Here is an 18,808-nt window from a genome sequence, read left to right as displayed (position 1 = left end):
AAAGCTATGAGAAAACGACAGCCAGAAATCATTCCGGTCAAAGCAGAACCGCAAAAGTATATACCTGAAAATAAAACACAGCGGATAAAAAAACTGATGGACAGACCCTCATACAAAGTGAATAGATAATCTTTTGGAGGTAGCCCTGCAATACCGCTTTTCACTAGATAAAGAGCATTCACTACATAATGCCAACCAACGAACAAGACCCGTCCTCCCCTAATAGGGGGAACGGGTCTCGTGTTTATGCTCATCCAGCTTGAGATTCAAGATCTTTCTTCTGTTTTTTCAACTTTTTCACCGGATGGAAAAGACTGTATAATACCGGAACAATGAACAGTGTCAATAATGTGGAAGTAGTAAGTCCTCCTATGACTACTACTGCCAGTGATGAAGAAACGATGCCTGCATGTGCCGAGACGGCCATCGGAACAAGGGCTCCGATAGTTGCGATAGCTGTCATCAAAATAGGGCGAAGTCTAATGACTCCGGCATCTAATAATGCCGCATGCTTCGACATACCGCGTTTTTCATTTTGTTTGACCTTATCCACTAACACGATGGCATTGGTCACAACAATTCCATTCAACATAAGCAGTCCAATCATAGCAGGCATTCCTATCGGTTCGCCTACAATGAATAAACCAAGTAATGCACCAATGAGAGAGAACGGAATGGCAAATAGGATGACAAATGGCCCTTTTCCTTCACCAAATGCAATGACAAGGGTCATATATACAAGCAATACACTGACTCCTATGGCTATGGCCATATTTTTGAATCCCTCATCCATCGCAGCGGATGCACCTTCCTTATAATAAGTGACGCTCTTTGGAAGAGCTAAATCTTCTATCGCCTTATCGGCATTCTTTGTGACTTCGCCAGTCTTTGAATCCGTAATCTGTCCATATACCATGACGTATTCGTTTCCATTCAAATGGGTGATTACATCACGATTCTTCACTTTCTTCAAAGTGCCGATTTCTTTCAATGCAACCGGCTCTCCCATGACATTCAGAACTTTTTGTTCACCGAGGTTTTCCAATGAGGATATGGCTCCCATTTTCAAACCCAATGTGACATCCGCTTTCTCATTATCCATCTCAATGGAAGTCACGACATCCCCATTCAACATATCTCTAAGGCTCTTTCCTACCATACCTGCCATCAAACCATGTTCTGCAAGTTTTTTGTCGTCCATTTCAAGACTGATCTCCGGTTTATCCCCTTCTAATGATGAATGGACATCAGCCATTCCAGGGATTTCTTTTATGGCTTGAACCATCTTGGTGCTGGCTGATTTTATTTCTTCAAAGTCGGATCCTTTTACAACCATGACATATTGTGACTCTGCTCCACCACCCAGACCGCCTAAAGCCGTCACGGAAATCTCCTGTGGTTCCTTAATGGATTTAAAGGAATTCCGCAAGTCCTTCACAAGGGCATCCACATCAGTGACACTTTCTTTTACATGGAAAGTAATTGAAGCTCTTTCATATTGTCCATTGACACTTGTACTCACTAGACCTATTCCATCCGTATCCAATAATATCTGTTCAACCTTGTTGGCTGCATCACTGGTCAAGTTAGGATCAGTTCCTTTATCCATTGTGATATTTACGTCAAAATCACGTGATTCTTCCTGCGGCAAAAATGTTGTTCCCAACTTAGGGCCGATGATCGCTGCTGTGGCAATCAACAGAACCAAGGCTGCGCCCATCGTGATTAAACGGTGGCGAAGAGACCAGCTAAGACTTCTTCGATATATACGCTGTATCCCGGTTTCTTTATGATCTTTCGCTTTCACCTTCAATAAAAATATTCTGGACATCAGTGGAACGATTGTTATCGCCACGATTAATGAAAACACCAGTGAAATGACAATCGTCCAAGCAAGTGGTGCGAAGAAATTTCCGACTATTCCTGGAACAAAGGCCATCGGAAGAAAAACAGCAACAGTTGTTATTGTGGAAGAAGTGATTGCTGTAGCCACTTCCCTTGTAGACTGTTCAACTAAATTTGCAGAAGGTTCTTTGGAAGCCCTGACCCTTCTGAAAACATTTTCAATGACCACTATTGAGTCATCTACTACCCGTCCCACGGCAACGGCAATCCCTGCCAACGTCATGATATTCAATGTATATCCCAGCATATTCAACACCGTGAATGAAGCCAAAATGGATAAAGGGATGGATATGATGGCAATCAATGTTGAACGGATGTTGCGCAGGAACAGGAGTGTCACGAGCACGGCCATGCCTGCGCCAAGAAGGGCTTCCCTTAACATGCTATAAACAGATTCCTTGATTTCAACAGACTGGTCCCTCAATGTAACGAGCTTATAGCCATCAGGAAGTTCAATGTTCTTCAATTCCTTTTTTATTTCATCTACGATTCCAACAACATTTGCCCCGCCTTCCACCGAAACGGCAAATCGAACCCCTTCTTTTCCATTAATTCTAGTGAAATCAGTCACATTTTGGTTTTCGAAAGAAACTTCCGCTACTTGGTTCAAGTCAATGACCGGTAATTGTCCAGGCTGAGAAGGCTTCAGAAACAGTTTAATATTTTTGATATCTTCCAAAGATTTAAGTTCTTTGCTGACACGAACCGGAAGCACCTCATTTTCGCTTTTGATATCCCCTGTAGGTATATTAAAATTGTTAGCTTCGATTGTCCTTTTGACATCCTCAAGTGTCAAGCCGTACTTGGTTAATTGATCAGGTATCAGACGAATGAAGACATTTTTATCTTCTATCCCCCCAACATCTACTTTACTGACCCCTTCAATTGACTCCAACTTGGGTACAACTTTTTCTTTCACGTAACTTTGCAAACTTTCATTATCGCCTTTTGAATATATTCCAAGTGTATAGACAGCAGGATCTGCCTCAGGCCCCTGCTTGATCAACTCTGGGTTCCCAGCATTATCAGGCAGCTTCACTTTATCAATTGCTGAGCGGACCGATTGTTCAGCATCTTTCATTTTTACATCTAAACTGAACTCCAATGTTTCGTAGACTGCATTTGCTCCTCCGTCAGTATAAACATTCTTGACGCCATCAATATTCATCAATTCTCTTTCCAACGGTTCTGCAATATCCCGGGTTGATTGCTCAGGTGAAGCACCTGGATAAGGAATCACAACAGTTAGATAAGGGATATCTACATTTGGATATTTTTCAATATTGATTTGCTGAAGAGAATAAATCCCCCCTCCCACAACCAAAAATACCATCATTAATAATGCTACTGTGTTTTTCATACTAAATTGAATAACTGATTTTATCATCCTAAAACTCCATTCCCCTTTTGAATAGAAAATCTCAACTTTACCATAATAAGGTATGCGGTGTATATTTTCCATATTTTTCTTTACCTGATTCATTATATCCTCAGAGAGTATATGCATCCATGCACCAGAGATTTAACTTTTTATGCGCCTTAAGACTTAGAAAATTTTTTCTTTTTTAAAAATATCCTTTTAAACAAAAAAAAGCCCTAATCAGGGCTGGGTTAGTAAAATTAATGATTGCGAATGTTATTAAAATTTTTCCATATATTACTTAAATCTGAATTAACTCTGCTTAAGCACTTACTTCCGCCACACGGTAAGAATTCTCCACTAATCCAATGACTTCAAAACCATTTGCGAAATTATTATATTTTTCCTTATGATGGCAGCTGCTGCAATTTATTTCAACTGAATTGAACGATGTACGGAACTCGCTTCCACAATCACGGCATTTTACTATATGAAGATCCTCTCTTGTCCCCAGCTTATCGAACAAAATAACTTCTTTGCCTTTTGTAATGAAATTCATCTTTCCAACCTCCTATTTTTCTCTTCTTGTGCGTTTAGTAAAAAATACCCGATAGAATTGCTATCAAAACGTAAAAAATGAAAAATGTACCATTATTTTTAGAAATTTCTTCATTTTAAAACAAAAAACCAATCTCCTAAACTAAAAAGGAGACCGGTCAATTGTTTGATCACTGTTATTTAGAAAAAACCTTCATTTTATTCCACTTCATTCCGCCATTAGCTGTCGAATAAAGGACAGGACCATTTTCATTATCATTTGTGATCCACCATCCATGATCCCCGTCGGCCATAGCAAGCAGACTTTCTCCATATCCTGGAACTTGCGCCTTCCCGTTAATCCAGATCTTGCCTCCATCTTTCGTCCAGCCTAATGTATTTTGTACATCACATGCCGGACAATTGCCTCCGAGGAAAGCGATATCCTTATTCACAACATATAGCGGCCCCGGTTTTGAACCAGTATTCTTAGGAATGTCTTTATGTGGTTCTTCTACACCTGGTGCAGGCCCGCCTCCTGCAGTGGAATTGGCAAGTACTTTTCGCCAGCTCTTTCCGGAATCTGAAGTATGGAGGAAACTATAAGAAGTCTGTGTCATACCCGTGCCGCCGATCAATTCCACCCATGCGTCGTTTTCACCCATTGATCGAATGATGCTCCCTTGAAGTTCACCTTCATATGGACCTGAGTAAGTTTCCTTCCAGGTTGTTCCGCCATCAGCCGTTTTCTTAATCAAGATTTTTTTCCCTTCCTGGACAACCGCCCAGCCATTTTTCTCATCATGGAAATAAGGTTCACCAACGGCATTTTTTGGGGTATTTAATTTGCTCCAGGTCTTCCCCCCGTCAGTTGTACGGAAATTGGATACAAATGCATTATTTACTGAAGTGAAATGGAGGAATCCATCAGACGGCATCCTGCCAACTGCCTTCCAGTGCTTTCCACCATCATTTGATGTTAACAGCCTCTTCCGGTCTGGTGTGTCTCCATCACTAGCAAGTACCGCCCAAACTTGTTTGCCGTTCAATGCAAAAATCTGTTCTGCCGTTTGTTCCCCTTGGTATTGGATCTTCCAATTAACCCCATTGTCATCGGACCTGGCAATGATTCCTTTTCCTCCGATCCAACCAGATGATGCGTCAATCATGCGTACAGCCGTAATTTCTTCCATTTGAACATTGTCATTATGCGATTGTGTAGCAGCTGGTGGATGGAGTGTTCCCGAGTCTGTATTTGTATCTGAACCGGATTTAGAATCAGATCCCCCATTCGTATTGTTATCACCCTGCTGGCTTGGTGAATCAACCTGCCCACTCGTATTATCAGATGTGGATTGTTTATCTTCATCATGGTTTTTTTCATGATTTTCTTGAACTTTCCCATTGTCACTTGAGGAAGCTTCTTCACCTGGCCAAAAGCTGCAGCCTGTGATGACTGTTGCCATCAATACAGCTGCTGCCATCAATATCGACCATTTAATTATTCTTTTCATTTTTTGACAGCTCCTTTGTCATACATCCTTTGTATATATGACGTAATCAATTTCAAATGATTACAAAATAAGCATCAAAAATGATTAATTCAGTCATTTATTTCTTTTAAGTGCTGTGTTTGCCAACAATTGAATGGTCATATCATCCATTGGTGGATTATGCAGTCCTGCCCGTACATCACGGTAGTACCTTTGAAGGGGATTTTTGGCAGATAGACTTCTGGCACCTACTACTCTCATTGCTAAATCTACAATTTCCATAGCAGCATTTGTGACGATATGTTTAGCCGCTCCAAGTTCAGGCAGCATTTCACTTCTTCTGGACTCCCCTGATTCATCCCACTTTCTCGAAGCTGCATACAAAAATGTCCGTGCATTCATTAATTTCAGTTCCATTTCACCGATCTTCTGCTGAACATTAGGCAAATCGGATATGGTCCCTTTTATACTGTTAGGCGAATATTCCTTGGCAAAAGAAATAGCGTAGTTTTGAGCTGCCTGGGCAATACCGAGATAGCATGCAGGAATATGCAAAAGCCAGCCTTCTGGTCCTTTTTTTCCTTTATTTCGGTTATCCACATGGTTCTTTAGAGGAATTTGGACATTTTGAAGGACAAGGTCATGGCTTCCCGTCCCCTTCATTGCAATACTGTCCCATGTCTCTTCAATGGTGACTCCTTCAACAGCCTTTGGTACAAGGAAATTGCCGACCTCTTCAGAATTTGCGATTGAAGCACTGACGATGATATAGTCCAATGCCGGGGCGAGACTGGTAAACGTCTTTCGTCCATTCAGCACCCATCCGTCCTTTTGCATTTCTGCCGTGGTCTCCGGCTTACCGCCTCTAGTTGGACTTCCCGTACTCGGTTCAGTTGCCGCAGCATTGATCAAGGAGCCGCTCAATGCTTCATGGAAAACAAGCTCGAGCATGTCTTCTTCCCAATTTGCTTTTTCACCAAGATTTTTAATGATGCCCATATGCCATCCAATCGCCAAAGCAGTGGAGCCATCCCCTTCAGCTATTTTTTCTTGCAGTTGAAGCATTTCCGTTAACGTGATCTCCATGCCGCCATACCTTTTAGGGACTGTGAGTGCCGTATAGCCTGATTTTTTCAAATCGTTTACATTTTCATATGGAAATTCATCGTTTTTATCATAGTCATAGGAACGTTCCAAGAAACGACTGCTTAATTCTTTCATGATTGCAAAGCGTTCTTCTTCCGTTTTGGTTTGTTGAAAATTCATCGTAGAACCTCCGTCAATTGGTCTTTATCAATATTATTGAAGAAAAGCCAACTTAATTCAAACCATGCGCATCGGAATTACTGATAATTTTATTTTTTCTCATCTATTACTGGGACAGTTGCTACTTCTTTTAAATCAACTGTGTACTGTAAATGATTGATTTTTACATGCATGTCTTTAGCAAGCTCATAGAAATACAAAGGGACTGTGATCCGATTTAATGATTCTCCATCCGCTTGGTAAACATTTGAAATTTGTGCAAATTCCCCTTTTTCATTTTGCACGGTAACCTGCATTGGCAGTCGATGATTCCCATCCGCTTCACTAAAGCCTGGCATAAGCATTCGTTCATCTAAATATGGTTCGTTCGTTCCTGAAACTCTTCCAGGGTCCATCCCAATCATGATTGTAAATCCTTGGTTGTCTAAAACCATGTTTTCTAAGAAAAGTTTAACTTTATCCTTTTCATACACCTTCGAATGAAGATTTTTTCCTTCTTCCTGTCCTTCCATTATCTTTTGAACGCCCTTCAAATCAAATTGAATATTTTCATTTCCAAACCAGCTGATTCCGTTCAGAGTAAATTCAATGGATTTAGGAATCTTTTTGAACGATTGAAACCCCAATTTAAATTCATTGTCTTCACCGTCAAGGCCAATATTTGCTCTTAATAGCCTTTGTTCATTTTGATCTGAATGCATTAAAAGATCAATTCCATTAAACCTTTCTTCATCCTTAGGGGAATCATATTTTATATACATAAATGATATCTTTTTATATACTTCTATTTTTTCTATCGTTATATTTCTCTCTCCTGCTTGAATTGTTTTATTGATAGTCCATGTATGGAGAATCGGTTCTTTGTAATCAAATTTCATAGGAATTAAAATATCGTTCATCACAACGATTTCCCCGTTCATTTGTAATAAGACCTTCATGGGATACTCCCCATCTGCATGCACCTCTGGAACTTCACCTAAATATTCAAAAGTATTCATTTTTAATGCATAATGCATCTGATGGTCAAAATAAACCCCTTTTGGAGCCTTTTTCTTTGTTTCCTCCAGTTCTCTTGGCAATGAATTATCCATATCAATTGAAAGGATGTATGGCAGTTTGGTTCCAGGATTTTTCAGCATTCCGGTCTTTTCATCTGCATCAATGCTGTAAAGTGCATATAAATCTTTCCCGTTCAGCCACATTTTTTCCATATGTATTTGTTTTTCGGAATTTGGAATTTGAATATCTTTTTTTATTTCTTTTACGGAACCCTTTGCCTCTGCCTTCTTCAACCCTGGTGCATTTTCATAGAGCAGTTCTTTCCATTGTTTTGTATTTTCTGCATGTGAGACATTCCCTTTCGGTGAATCCTCCCCGATAAATGCATTAATAACGAAAATGGCTGCCACTAAACCAACAATCCATAAAAACTGCGACCCCTTTTTTCTTTTTTTCTCCATAAAAAGTTTCCCTCTCTCTCCGCTGACAATTCATATTTCCATTCATTTCCTTGAATAAAAACTATTTTACCATGAATAGTCATATTTTCGGAAAAATCCGATGATTTCGTATAATAAAAAAGCCAATACTCTCCAAAGAAGAGCATTGGCAAACGCCTTTATTTAATTACACGAATAGCGGTGCATCCTATTTTTGATCATTTTTTCATAAAGTTTCTGAAATGAATACAATATTATCGATTTAGACATAAATACAAGCCATAATTGATACCTCTTTAATCTGCCTTGTTTGAATATCCCTATTTTCGTAAAAAGATAATTAAAGGGATAGATGAATAACGAATCAATCACTGCATTAAGCCCAAGGTAAAAATATATATTCCCGTAGCTCAATGTCAGGATCCAGAGTGAGCCCGCAAAAAAAGGACCGCAAATGAATGGAGTTTCCACCGTCATTTTAGGGAATAACTTCTTCGTGATGTTCCACCACTTCCATTTTTTAACAACATAGGATTCCAAAAAAATGATTAGGCTCATTCCAATGGTTGCAGGTGTGAATCGTTTGATATTTCTCCAGCCCAAATAAGGGACTGTCGCCCAAGAAATGATTACCATTCCGATCAGAATGAGTTTATACTTATTCATGATTTAGCCATCCCCCTTTTTCGATAGCTTTTGCATGAATAAAAATTGTATACCTCCTGAGAGTCATGAATTGAAAAAAAGAAAAGAACCCTGCACTACAGCAGGGTTCAGGACTTGCTACAAAGTATTTGCTTTTTTGACTAGAAAATTGTGGTCCTTCAACGCCTGCTTTAAACTGCTGTGGGTCGGGACCTCCTTAAAGTCTATCCCTAATTGAACTGCAGTTTGGGCAACTTCAGGACGTATGCCTGACAAGATTGATTGGACTCCGATTAACTTCAGTGAACTCATGATCTGAAAGATTTGGTGCGCAACCATAGTATCAATGATTGGAACTCCTGAAAGATCTATAAATAACTGTGACAGATTTTTTTCGGCACTTTGATCTAAAGTGGACTCCAATATTTTTTTTGCTCTTTCCGTGTCAATGTCCCCGATGATCGGCAATATTCCAACTTCCTCTGTCACTGGGATGATAGGAGAACTTAGATCATGTATCATTTGCTGCTGGGCAGAAAGTCTTGTAGATGTCAATTTAAAATACTGTTCAGAGAACTTTTCAATAATTTGATCAAACGTCTCTTGGAGATGTCGATTCCATGAAAGCAAATCTGCAATTTCAATCTGATCATTTTCTTCCGTGAACCGTTCAATCCGCTCAAGGAATATCAATCTGAATATCTTAAATTGGTGGAGTGTTTCATTAATGGGTGTATAAGTGTTTACACGATCATCAGCCACAGCTGCCGCCCATTCCAAAATATTATGTGTTGCTTCTTCTTTATTTTCTATGAAGCTTTCAGCTACATTTTGGATGAAAAGCCTATTTTGTTCAATCAGTCTGTTTTCAATATGTGAAGATATATTTTTTGAATAGACAGATCCACAATCTCCTCTTGATGCTAACCACTCATTGGTCATTTCGCTTGATGAATCCATAATGTATTGATGTAAATCTCTATTTTTCTGATTCATTTTGCATTCCTCCACTGGACTCCCTGTGGTTTTTCTTAAGAAGAGAATCATCTTTATTTGAAAAATATTTCGTGTTCATGAAATATATAATTTGACTCTAACATATTACAAAAGAGAAGTCAGCCTTCCTACTTCCTGAATATCTTTCCATGAAAAAATCACTCAATAGAAAAAGGGGGCCTGCATGGCAAGCCCCTAATAAAATCCCATTAATTGCTGCTTTCGTAAACCTTCAAATTTGCATATATGACATCCAGCACAGGGGTCTGGATATTATGATGGCCTGCTATTGTTTTCATATGGCCAAAAAGGTGCTCTGCTTCGATATCCTGTCCTTTTTCCATATCCCGTTGGAGGGAAGATTTCATCCCATGCCCGATTTCTTGCAGCTTTGATTTTAGGATTTCATCGACTCTTTCCAGGATTGGAGCTTGAATAGAAATAGCGGTATTCCTAACCTCTGAAATTAGTTGATGCATTAAGCTCCTGCTCTCCAATTGATCACGGATAGGGCCTATAGGAGATCTAAACAGGGATGTCACACCTGAAAATGTAGTAATGAACAAATATTTATGCCACATTTCCTGCATGATTTGTTCTGATAGCCTGAATTCCGCTTTTGACCCTTGTAATGCTTTGTTGAGCAGTAAAATCGTCTCCGTCATTTCTCCGTCCCTCGGTCCGAAGACAGCTTCCTGCATCGGGCTGGTATGATGAATGGTGCCTTCTGAATCAAGGGTGGATTCAATGAAGCACAATCCTCCTAAAATGTTTTCCTTCTTGAAGTGGTTTTCCAGCAGTTCCAAGTGGGATATCCCATTTAACAGTGGAACGATTAAGGTAGCATCATCTGTATATGGTTTTATATCCATGACTGCCTTATCAAGATGATATGCCTTTGTTGACAGAAATACCGCGTCGAAAGTTCCATGCTCCTCGCCAGAAACGAGAATCTTTGGCACTATATGTATATATCCATGTGTAGATTGAATGGTTAATCCGTTTTTCTCCAGTTGCTTCTTTCGGTTTTTCCTGACTAGAAATGTCACATCTTCCCCTTTTTCTGCCAATCTCCCTCCGAAATAGCCTCCAACAGCTCCTGCTCCGACAATTAATATTTTCATATATATTTTCCTCCTTTATGAATTTCAAAAGCCCCATAACAAAAAGTCATAGGGCTCTAATAATTTCAACCAAATACCATAAGGCAAGCAATCACTGCTATGACAATCAGTACCAGGATGATTTTGATCCCAAGAGGAAGACTGTCTTTGCCCCGTTCATTTAATTTCTCTTCCTCCTCATTGACAATAGTACGATTGCCCGGACTGCAGCACCCCATTATGCTACACTATTCCAGCCTGAAATATCTTCTTCAAGTGGGACTTCCTTCGCTCTCGCTTTATTCGCTGCAATGAAGAAGATGACAGTGATAGCAGCTGTAATGATCGCTCCAATGACATAAGAAACATTCAAAGATAGACCGAAGCCAATTCCTGCATTAAAGATGTAGGTCATGGTCGCCATCGTCATGAAAATGCCTGGAATGATGGCAATCCAATAATTCTTTTTCGCAATGAAAAGATACATTGCTCCAACCCAAAGGGCAATGACCGCAGTGGACTGATTGGCCCATGAGAAGTATCTCCAAAGAAGCGTGAAATCGATTTTAGTCAATGCAAAGGAAATCACGAACATTGGAATGGCAATCCAAAGACGGCTCATGACTTTTCTCTGTGAAAGATTAAAGTAGTCAGCGATGATCATCCTGGCGCTGCGGAATGCGGTGTCACCTGAAGTAATCGGTAAGATAATGACGCCAAGAATAGCTAGCGTACCACCTACAGAACCAAGCATCAATGTCGACGCTTTGCTGACAATTCCAGCCGGTCCGCCATTGGCAAGCATATCGCTTAACCCACTGTATCCATCAAACAAGCTCATAGCTGCAGCTGCCCAAATCATAGCAATGACACCTTCTGCAATCATCATTCCGTAGAAAATCTTTCTTCCTTGTCCTTCTTTTTCTGTTGTCCTTGATATGATCGGAGTCTGTGTGGCATGGAAGCCTGAAAGGGCACCACAGGAAATCGTCAAGAATAACAATGGGAAGATCGGTGCATGATCCGGATGCATGTTTTGCAATGTCAATTCAGGGATTGGAGCACCTGTCAAAATCAATCTTACTCCAACGCCAACAGCACTTATTAGGAGCAATAATCCGAAAATCGGATAAAAGCGTCCAATAATCTTATCAATTGGAAGAATAGTCGCAAGAACATAATAAAGAAAAATAAACCCTAATATGATTCCTAAGCCCATCCAGCCATCCATCAGATTATAGAGAAGATCTGCTGGAGATGTAACGAAAACCGTTCCTACAAGCAAAAGAAGCAAAATAGCAAATGCATTGACAACATGTTTCATGAATTTGCCCAGGAATTTTCCTGCCAACTCAGGTAAATGTGCACCGCGATTTCGAATGGAAATCATACCAGTCAAGTAATCATGCACTGCACCTGCAAAGATGCACCCGACAACGATCCAAATGAAAGCAACCGGTCCGTACAATGCACCCATGATCGGGCCAAAAATCGGACCGACTCCCGCGATATTCAACAGCTGAATCAATGAATTTTTCTTTGTATTCATTGGCAGATAATCCACGTCATCCTTATGGGTATATGCCGGAGTAGTCCGTGCTTCCTTGACCCCAAACACTTTCTCTACAAACTTTCCATAAGTAAAGTAGCCAATGATTAAAAGAATGATTCCCCCTAAAAATGTAAACATTTCATTTCCCCCTTGCTTATCAATAGAATGAATGCGCTTACAATAAGTATAAGGGATGTGAATATTCTAAAAGTTAAAAAAGGGTTAACATGTATAAATCCCAGCTCAAGAGGTTGTTTACCGGACTTATCCTGTAGATGATAAAATCTATATTTCTAATTTTGCCCTAAGTTCTTTTACATAATTGCGGCTGACAGAGAGGTTCCCTTCAATCCCTTTCATCTCAAGATGATAGGTCCCGCTGAACCACGGAGTCAATTTAGCCACGTAATCAAGGTTTACAAGGATGCTTTTATGAATCCGGAAAAATGAAAATGGCGAAAGGCGATTTTCCATTTCCTTTAAAGGCATCTTGGAATCAAATTCATTTTTCAAAGTAACGATTTTTGTTAATTTATCTTCTCTATGGATATAAACAATTTCATTTGGATCGAGGTAGAAAATTTCCCCTTCACTTTCAACAGCAAGCTTCCCAACTGGTTTAACACTTTCATTTGATTGAGCAGGGGCAGAAAATTGTTTTTCAATCCTTTTAATCGTTTGATCAAGCTGAATTTCATCATATGGCTTTAATAAGTAATCGATCGCCTCATATCGAAATGCTTCTGCGGCAAATTGTGGATAGGCCGTTGCAAAAACGATCAAAGGAGGCTTTCTCAATTCCCGTAATGCCTTTGCAGCTTCCATGCCGCCCATTTTCGGCATTTCAACATCCAAAAAAACGACATCCGGCTGAAGTTGAATCGTTTTCATCACAGCACTTTCCCCATTATCCGCTTCCCCAATGATTGAAAAGTGAGACCTTTCACTCAACAGATGTTTTAGCTCCAATCTACTGTAATGTTCATCATCAACAAGCAGTACACTAATTCCTGAATTCATTTCACCCTTCCTCCCTTGATGGGATGAAAAACGATACCATCGTCCCTGCCCCAACTTTACTTTGAATCTTCAATGCTGATCTTGGTCCGTACATTATAGAGAGTCTCCTATTTATATTGTATAAAGCAAGCCCTGATCCAGAAGCAGAAGCCATCAATTCCTGCCCCATTCGATCAAGCACCTTTTCTTCTATTCCATACCCGTTATCCTTCACCCCAACGATTGTCCCATCGCTGACTGATCGGACAGAGATCTCGAGGCTCCATTGCTCCTGCTTATCCCGGAACCCGTGCTGACAGGCATTTTCCACAAGCGGCTGCAGTGTCAGAGGGGGAATTTCCACTGTAAGAGCCGTTTCGTCTATTTCATAATCAATCTCAATCTTATCGACAAAGCGAGTTTCTACAATGGAAAGGTATGCTTTTACATGATCTAACTCATTACCGATTGTGGTCGTCGTTTCGGTTGTTCCATGTAAATTCTGCCTGATGAAGTTCGAGAAAGATACAAGCAGCTTCCTTGCTTTATCGGCATCAACCCTGATGAGCGAAACGATGGTGTTCATCGTATTAAATAAAAAGTGAGGATGGATCTGTGCCTGCAGCGCTTTGATCTCTGCCTCTTTCGCCAATTGAAAGGCATGATCAGCTTCTGCCATTTCCAACTGGTTGCTTAAGAGGCTGCTGAGGCCAGATATCAACTCGATGCTGATATTGTTGATTTCTTTCTCAGATTGAAAGTATATTTTCAGGGTCCCTGCCGTCTTACCCCGTTGTTTTAACGGTGCAATAACGGCAGCATTAAGCGGGCAATCCTTTTTCACACAATCAATGGATTTATCTTTGGCAACGATCATTTCCCCCGTCTCAAGAACCTGCCTTGTAATCTGTGTTTGAATGGGTTCATCTGGACAATGATGATCCATGCCACTGCCAATATGAGCTAAAATCCTTTCTTGATTAGTTATGGATACTGCACTAGCATTCATTTCCTCCATTAAGATGCTGCACACCGCTTCCGCTGATTCCCCATTCAATCCTTTCCTTAAAAAAGGAATGGTTTTATTTGCAATCCTTAGTGTCACTTGAGCCTGGAGGGCACCTGCCTTTTCCTCTTCACTCACCACATTTTTTATGACCAGCAAAAACAGCGCAGACCCGATTCCATTTGCAAAAATCATGGGAATGCCGATCATTTCAACAAGATTCAATGCTTTTAAGAAGGGGTCGGCCAAAAAAAGGATTATGATCATCTGTACCATTTCTGCACCTGCTCCAATGAAGAAAGCATTGGTGAGTTTGATTTGGCGATGTTCTTTATGAAAAGCTCCTGCAATCACCCCGGCTAAAATCGTAGCAAGGCCACAGGCCGCCGCAGTAAATCCCCCGAGCGTGAAACGGTGGATGCCTGCAATCAATCCTGCACCGATACCCACTCTGTAACCTCCAAGCAGACCAGCAATCACAACTCCGATTACCCTTGAATTCGCAATCGCTTCATCGTGAGTCAGTCCGCTCGCCCACCTGTTAAAGTCCAGTGAATCTGCATTGAACGTCACTCCGCTGTATGTACCAATGATTCCGAAAAACCCAAAAAACAGAATGGCGATATATTGCTGTTTCTTTTTTAATTTCCTCTCATAGATCATTGCCCTGAAAAATCGAAAACGCGTCAATATAAAAGCGATGGTCACAATGATGCCAAGCCGCTCAAGCATGGTCAATAATAGGACAAACATACAGCATCCCCATTCTATCAAACGAAATTTCTGAATCTATTTATATTTTAGTCATTGTCGCTTTTGCTTTTCAAGATAATCCCCTTCTTTTATATGTGAATCTTTTTCGCTATAATAATCGGGGAATACATATAGAATTGGAGCGAACCAAATGTGGCAGGAATTTAAAAAATTTGGGTTAAAAGGGAATGTAATGGATTTAGCCATTGGGGTCATTATCGGGGCTGCCTTCAGCAAGATCGTGACATCGCTGGTCAACGACATCATTACACCGATTGTCGGGATTTTACTCGGAGGTATTGATATCTCCAAGCTTTCCATCGACTTTTACAAAGCACACATTACATACGGTGCCTTTCTGCAATCAGTCGTGGATTTCTTCATCGTAGCTTTTTCGATTTTCTTTTTTGTTAGACTCATCCAACAGTTCAAACGAAAAGAACAAAAGCCGTCTGCACCGAAAACAGATCCACAAGAACTGCTATTGCGTGAAATACGGGATATCTTAAAAGAGCAAAATGTTGAGAGAGGTCAATAAGATAAGAAAAAGAAGCCTATTGATGGCTTCTTTTTTAGATTATAGATTTCTTCAACGCGGGGTCTTCATTAAGATGATTCTTTTGACTTGATCCGTTTTAGGGTCGAATTCAATTGTGACATATACTCCGAATTCTTTCTTGCCTTCCTTCAGCCAGAGTTTGAATTTTTCAACCTCATCGGCACCTTTAATCTCCCGGCCGATATGCAAGTAGTCCACCACATTCGCTTTAGGATATTTTTGTTTAGTTCTTTCAACAGCCAATCGGCCCCATTTCGCATAAGGGGGAACCGGTTTTTGTGCCTGTGCCATCCCTAATGCGCAGAAATTCAAGGCAAGAATGATGGCTGCAGTTCTCCAAAGCTGTTTCATTCAGTGCATCTCCCATCCGTACATATTAAAAGTAGTTTCCACGGAATAAGAGGATTTATTCTTTGCGATTATCCTTCGGCACTTAGAAAGGATGATCATTCACCTATTTAATAAGCTTTTGCCCAATAGACCAATTGATCCGCCTTCTGTCCACAGCACATGCATGAATCAGAAATCTTCTCTTGTTCAAATGGAATGCATCTGGAAGTTGCCCCTGTCTCTTCTTTGATTTTTTCTTCACAGGCAAGTTCTCCGCACCACATCCCTTTTACAAAACCAGGATTATCCCTAAGACTATTTTGGAGATCTTCCATATTCTTAGCTACATTTGTTTTCTTTTCTCGATGATCCTTTGCCTTATCCAGCAAGTTTTTTTGGATGTCTTCGAGTAGTTCAGGAATTTTCGCATTCAAATCATCCATACTGACAATTTCTTTCTCCCCTGTATCCCGTCTGGCAAGGACCACTTGATTTTTTTCGATGTCTTTCGGCCCGATTTCAAGGCGGAGAGGAATGCCTTTCATTTCATATTCATTGAATTTCCAGCCTGGCATCTTATCACTTGCATCAATATCAACGCGGACAGTTTTCTTCAATGAATCCCTCAATTTGTATGCCCGGTCCAAAACACCCTCTTTATGCTGGGCGATCGGTACTATCATGACTTGTGTCGGTGCAATTCTTGGAGGCACTACAAGGCCTCTGTTATCCCCATGTACCATGATCAGTGCACCAATGAGCCTGGTTGTGATCCCCCAGGAAGTTTGGTGGACATGCTGCAGCTCCCCATTCTTATCGCTGTATTGAATGCCAAACGATTCCGCAAACCCTGTACCAAGATAATGGGACGTCCCTGACTGCAGTGCTTTCCCATCGTGCATCAAGCTTTCGATTGTATAGGTGGATTCGGCGCCTGCAAATTTTTCCTTTTCCGTTTTCTTGCCTTTGAGTACCGGCACTGCAAGATATTCCTCGCATACATTTGCATAGACATCCAACATCTTTAACGTTTCTTCCATCGCATCCTCTTCATCGGCATGGCATGTATGGCCCTCCTGCCATAAGAACTCCAATGAACGAAGGAACGGACGTGTTGTCTTTTCCCAGCGCACAACGTTGCTCCATTGATTGTAGAGCATTGGGAGGTCGCGGTAGGAATGAATGATGTTGGCGTAATGTTCACAGAAGAGAATTTCAGAAGTCGGCCTAACACACAATCGTTCATGAAGCTCTTCATCACCACCGTGAGTCACCCAGGCTACTTCAGGGGCAAATCCTTCAATATGGTCTTTCTCCTTTTGGAGAAGACTTTCAGGAATAAAGAGCGGCATATAGACATTCGAATGACCCGTTTCCTTAATTTTTCCATCCAGTACATCCCTAATATTTTCCCAGATGGCATATCCGTATGGTCGGATGATCATAGAGCCTCTTACAGAACCGTAGTCAACCAAATCAGCTTTTTTGACCACATCTGTATACCATTGTGCAAAGTCAGTTTCCATTGCCGTAATTTCTTCTACAAATTTCTTATCTTTTCCCATGTAGATCACCCTTCTTCCGTAATTAATTTGAACGCAAAAAAGCCCCGATTCATAAAGGGACCGAGGCTTGGTGGTACCACCCTTGTTTGCCAAAGCTATATATCATTGGCACACTCTTTTTGTTAACGGAACTTCTCCGCATGCATCTTCAATTGATGCTGAACTCCAAGGCAGGTTCAAATGCTGTCCCATAGGAATCTTTCACCACTCAATTCCCTCTCTGAAAAAGGTCTGCGACATTTTACTAATCCTTTTCAACGTTTCAATTATTTAGTTAAAAATTAATATATTCAGTTTTCCCAATAAAGTCAATAGAATTTTTATTTTTCAATAAAAAATTGAATTAAAAGTGCGATGCAAATCAAAAATCCAAAGATTGTGTTCGTTTGGGCAGTGGCCTTCATGGCAGCCATCATTTCCTTTGCGGATGTCCTTCCCTTAAAACCTTTAACAGCATCAATTGGTTTTTTAAAGCTCAAAAGTACAATGAGCAGCCAAGGAGAAGCAGCGTCCCAAATGACCAATCCAATGATCCCTGCATAGGCAGCGATAAACATGCCTGCAAGGATTACGACAGCACCTTTTGGCCCAATCAGGATGGCGAGCGTTTTACGGCCGAATTCCCTGTCTCCCTCAAGATCGCGTATATTATTTCCCATATTGATGGCGCCTACTAAAATAGCCACCGGAACGGAGATCAATATACTCTCACGGGAAACAAAGCCCGTTTGAATAAAAAAGGAGATGAGGATGAACATGCTCCCCATGAATAAACCGGCCAGCACTTCTCCAAAAGGAGTGTAGGCAATTGGCAGCGGCCCGCCTGTATATAAATAGCCGACAGCCATGCCGGCAAGACCGACCATCGCCAGCCACCAGCTGCTGTTCATACAGATGTACACGCCAAGCAGGATTGATAGTCCATATAGTAATAAAGCAGCATTTAAGATCGTGCCGGGCTTTAATTCCCCCTTTACGATTGCTCCGCCGATTCCGACAGAATCTTTCGTATCCAGACCTCTTTTGAAATCATAGTATTCATTAAATAAGTTCGTTGCAATTTGGATGAATAGGCAAGCCAGCATCATCGCCAAAAACAAGAAAAAATGGAATCTGGAATAAAAGAGTGCCAGGATGGTTCCTATCAGGACCGGAACAAAAGAAGCAGTCAATGTATGGGGACGCGTTAGCTGCCACCATATTTGCCCCCATTTCGGCCTTTCTAAATGTGAATTCATTTTTATTCTTCCTTTCACTTTCTGCAGGTCGATCATTCAGAAGTATTCTATATTGATTTAAT

General features: G+C 40.7%; 15 protein-coding genes and 1 other annotated feature. Of the genes, 1 reads left to right on the top strand and 14 read right to left on the bottom strand.

What is annotated here, in order from left to right; translation table 11 throughout:
• Window positions 1-250: 250 nt before the first annotated feature.
• From ABTV07_RS08765 to ABTV07_RS08715, 11 genes are all read right to left on the bottom strand, one after another.
• On the bottom strand, window positions 251-3,292 hold the full coding sequence (locus ABTV07_RS08765) for an efflux RND transporter permease subunit (protein WP_433750105.1): 3,042 nt from the start codon (window positions 3,290-3,292) through the stop codon (window positions 251-253).
• A gap of 295 nt (window positions 3,293-3,587) precedes the next feature.
• Window positions 3,588-3,824, bottom strand: a complete 237-nt coding sequence (locus ABTV07_RS08760; RefSeq protein ID WP_114744280.1) for a hypothetical protein — start codon at window positions 3,822-3,824, stop codon at window positions 3,588-3,590.
• Window positions 3,825-3,999: 175 nt separating this feature from the next.
• On the bottom strand, window positions 4,000-5,316 hold the full coding sequence (locus ABTV07_RS08755) for a WD40/YVTN/BNR-like repeat-containing protein (protein ID WP_433750102.1): 1,317 nt from the start codon (window positions 5,314-5,316) through the stop codon (window positions 4,000-4,002).
• Window positions 5,317-5,409: 93 nt separating this feature from the next.
• Complete coding sequence (locus ABTV07_RS08750) at window positions 5,410-6,561, bottom strand: acyl-CoA dehydrogenase family protein (RefSeq protein WP_433750099.1); 1,152 nt, start codon at window positions 6,559-6,561, stop codon at window positions 5,410-5,412.
• 89 nt (window positions 6,562-6,650) lie between these two features.
• Entirely contained in the window at window positions 6,651-8,021 is a 1,371-nt protein-coding gene (locus tag ABTV07_RS08745) for a hypothetical protein (RefSeq protein WP_433750097.1), read from the bottom strand.
• Between the two features lie 162 nt (window positions 8,022-8,183).
• A complete protein-coding gene (locus ABTV07_RS08740; protein ID WP_433750094.1) occupies window positions 8,184-8,666 on the bottom strand; it encodes a hypothetical protein in 483 nt (160 codons plus the stop codon).
• Between the two features lie 117 nt (window positions 8,667-8,783).
• On the bottom strand, window positions 8,784-9,641 hold the full coding sequence (locus ABTV07_RS08735; protein WP_433750091.1) for an STAS domain-containing protein: 858 nt from the start codon (window positions 9,639-9,641) through the stop codon (window positions 8,784-8,786).
• Between the two features lie 209 nt (window positions 9,642-9,850).
• Window positions 9,851-10,765, bottom strand: coding sequence for a ketopantoate reductase family protein (locus ABTV07_RS08730; RefSeq protein WP_433750088.1), 915 nt, complete (start codon window positions 10,763-10,765; stop codon window positions 9,851-9,853).
• Window positions 10,766-10,982: 217 nt separating this feature from the next.
• A complete protein-coding gene (locus ABTV07_RS08725) occupies window positions 10,983-12,434 on the bottom strand; it encodes a carbon starvation CstA family protein (RefSeq protein ID WP_433750085.1) in 1,452 nt (483 codons plus the stop codon).
• A gap of 147 nt (window positions 12,435-12,581) precedes the next feature.
• Complete coding sequence (locus ABTV07_RS08720) at window positions 12,582-13,316, bottom strand: LytR/AlgR family response regulator transcription factor (RefSeq protein WP_433750082.1); 735 nt, start codon at window positions 13,314-13,316, stop codon at window positions 12,582-12,584.
• A gap of 1 nt (window position 13,317) precedes the next feature.
• Window positions 13,318-15,054, bottom strand: coding sequence for a LytS/YhcK type 5TM receptor domain-containing protein (locus ABTV07_RS08715; protein WP_433750079.1), 1,737 nt, complete (start codon window positions 15,052-15,054; stop codon window positions 13,318-13,320).
• 151 nt (window positions 15,055-15,205) lie between these two features.
• Here ABTV07_RS08715 and mscL point away from each other — a divergent pair, with 151 nt between their 5' ends.
• Window positions 15,206-15,592, top strand: a complete 387-nt coding sequence (mscL, locus tag ABTV07_RS08710; protein WP_433750076.1) for a large-conductance mechanosensitive channel protein MscL — start codon at window positions 15,206-15,208, stop codon at window positions 15,590-15,592.
• Window positions 15,593-15,643: 51 nt separating this feature from the next.
• Here the strand turns inward: mscL and ABTV07_RS08705 are convergent, their stop codons facing one another.
• The 3 genes from ABTV07_RS08705 to ABTV07_RS08695 all read right to left on the bottom strand — a co-directional run bounded on the left by ABTV07_RS08705 (window position 15,644) and on the right by ABTV07_RS08695 (window position 18,746).
• Window positions 15,644-15,964 (bottom strand): DUF3889 domain-containing protein, encoded by a 321-nt coding sequence (locus ABTV07_RS08705; RefSeq protein WP_433750075.1) that lies wholly within the window; start codon window positions 15,962-15,964, stop codon window positions 15,644-15,646.
• A gap of 107 nt (window positions 15,965-16,071) precedes the next feature.
• Window positions 16,072-17,508: a proline--tRNA ligase gene (gene proS, locus ABTV07_RS08700; protein WP_433750072.1), complete on the bottom strand. Its 1,437-nt coding sequence runs from the start codon at window positions 17,506-17,508 to the stop codon at window positions 16,072-16,074.
• Between the two features lie 52 nt (window positions 17,509-17,560).
• Window positions 17,561-17,775: a binding site (T-box leader), on the bottom strand.
• 53 nt (window positions 17,776-17,828) lie between these two features.
• Window positions 17,829-18,746 carry a 1,4-dihydroxy-2-naphthoate polyprenyltransferase gene (locus ABTV07_RS08695; protein ID WP_433750068.1) on the bottom strand — a complete coding sequence of 306 codons (918 nt, stop codon included), beginning with the start codon at window positions 18,744-18,746 and terminating at the stop codon, window positions 17,829-17,831.
• Window positions 18,747-18,808: the final 62 nt, after the last annotated feature.

Source organism: Falsibacillus pallidus (assembly GCF_050990905.1).
Classification (GTDB): domain Bacteria; phylum Bacillota; class Bacilli; order Bacillales; family DSM-25281; genus Falsibacillus; species Falsibacillus pallidus_A.
The sequence above is the reverse complement of the archived record's forward strand: the minus strand, read 5'-3'. Positions and strand labels throughout refer to the sequence as shown.

Bases quoted from the DNA above. Each gene is read 5' to 3' on its own strand.
- ABTV07_RS08765 (WP_433750105.1), bottom strand. From the start codon at position 3,292: ATGATAAAATCAGTTATTCAATTTAGTATGAAAAACACAGTAGCATTA.
- ABTV07_RS08760 (WP_114744280.1), bottom strand. From the start codon at position 3,824: ATGAATTTCATTACAAAAGGCAAAGAAGTTATTTTGTTCGATAAGCTG.
- ABTV07_RS08755 (WP_433750102.1), bottom strand. From the start codon at position 5,316: ATGAAAAGAATAATTAAATGGTCGATATTGATGGCAGCAGCTGTATTG.
- ABTV07_RS08750 (WP_433750099.1), bottom strand. From the start codon at position 6,561: ATGAATTTTCAACAAACCAAAACGGAAGAAGAACGCTTTGCAATCATG.
- ABTV07_RS08745 (WP_433750097.1), bottom strand. From the start codon at position 8,021: ATGGAGAAAAAAAGAAAAAAGGGGTCGCAGTTTTTATGGATTGTTGGT.
- ABTV07_RS08740 (WP_433750094.1), bottom strand. From the start codon at position 8,666: ATGAATAAGTATAAACTCATTCTGATCGGAATGGTAATCATTTCTTGG.
- ABTV07_RS08735 (WP_433750091.1), bottom strand. From the start codon at position 9,641: ATGAATCAGAAAAATAGAGATTTACATCAATACATTATGGATTCATCA.
- ABTV07_RS08730 (WP_433750088.1), bottom strand. From the start codon at position 10,765: ATGAAAATATTAATTGTCGGAGCAGGAGCTGTTGGAGGCTATTTCGGA.
- ABTV07_RS08725 (WP_433750085.1), bottom strand. From the start codon at position 12,434: ATGTTTACATTTTTAGGGGGAATCATTCTTTTAATCATTGGCTACTTT.
- ABTV07_RS08720 (WP_433750082.1), bottom strand. From the start codon at position 13,316: ATGAATTCAGGAATTAGTGTACTGCTTGTTGATGATGAACATTACAGT.
- ABTV07_RS08715 (WP_433750079.1), bottom strand. From the start codon at position 15,054: ATGTTTGTCCTATTATTGACCATGCTTGAGCGGCTTGGCATCATTGTG.
- mscL (WP_433750076.1), top strand. From the start codon at position 15,206: ATGTGGCAGGAATTTAAAAAATTTGGGTTAAAAGGGAATGTAATGGAT.
- ABTV07_RS08705 (WP_433750075.1), bottom strand. From the start codon at position 15,964: ATGAAACAGCTTTGGAGAACTGCAGCCATCATTCTTGCCTTGAATTTC.
- proS (WP_433750072.1), bottom strand. From the start codon at position 17,508: ATGGGAAAAGATAAGAAATTTGTAGAAGAAATTACGGCAATGGAAACT.
- ABTV07_RS08695 (WP_433750068.1), bottom strand. From the start codon at position 18,746: ATGAATTCACATTTAGAAAGGCCGAAATGGGGGCAAATATGGTGGCAG.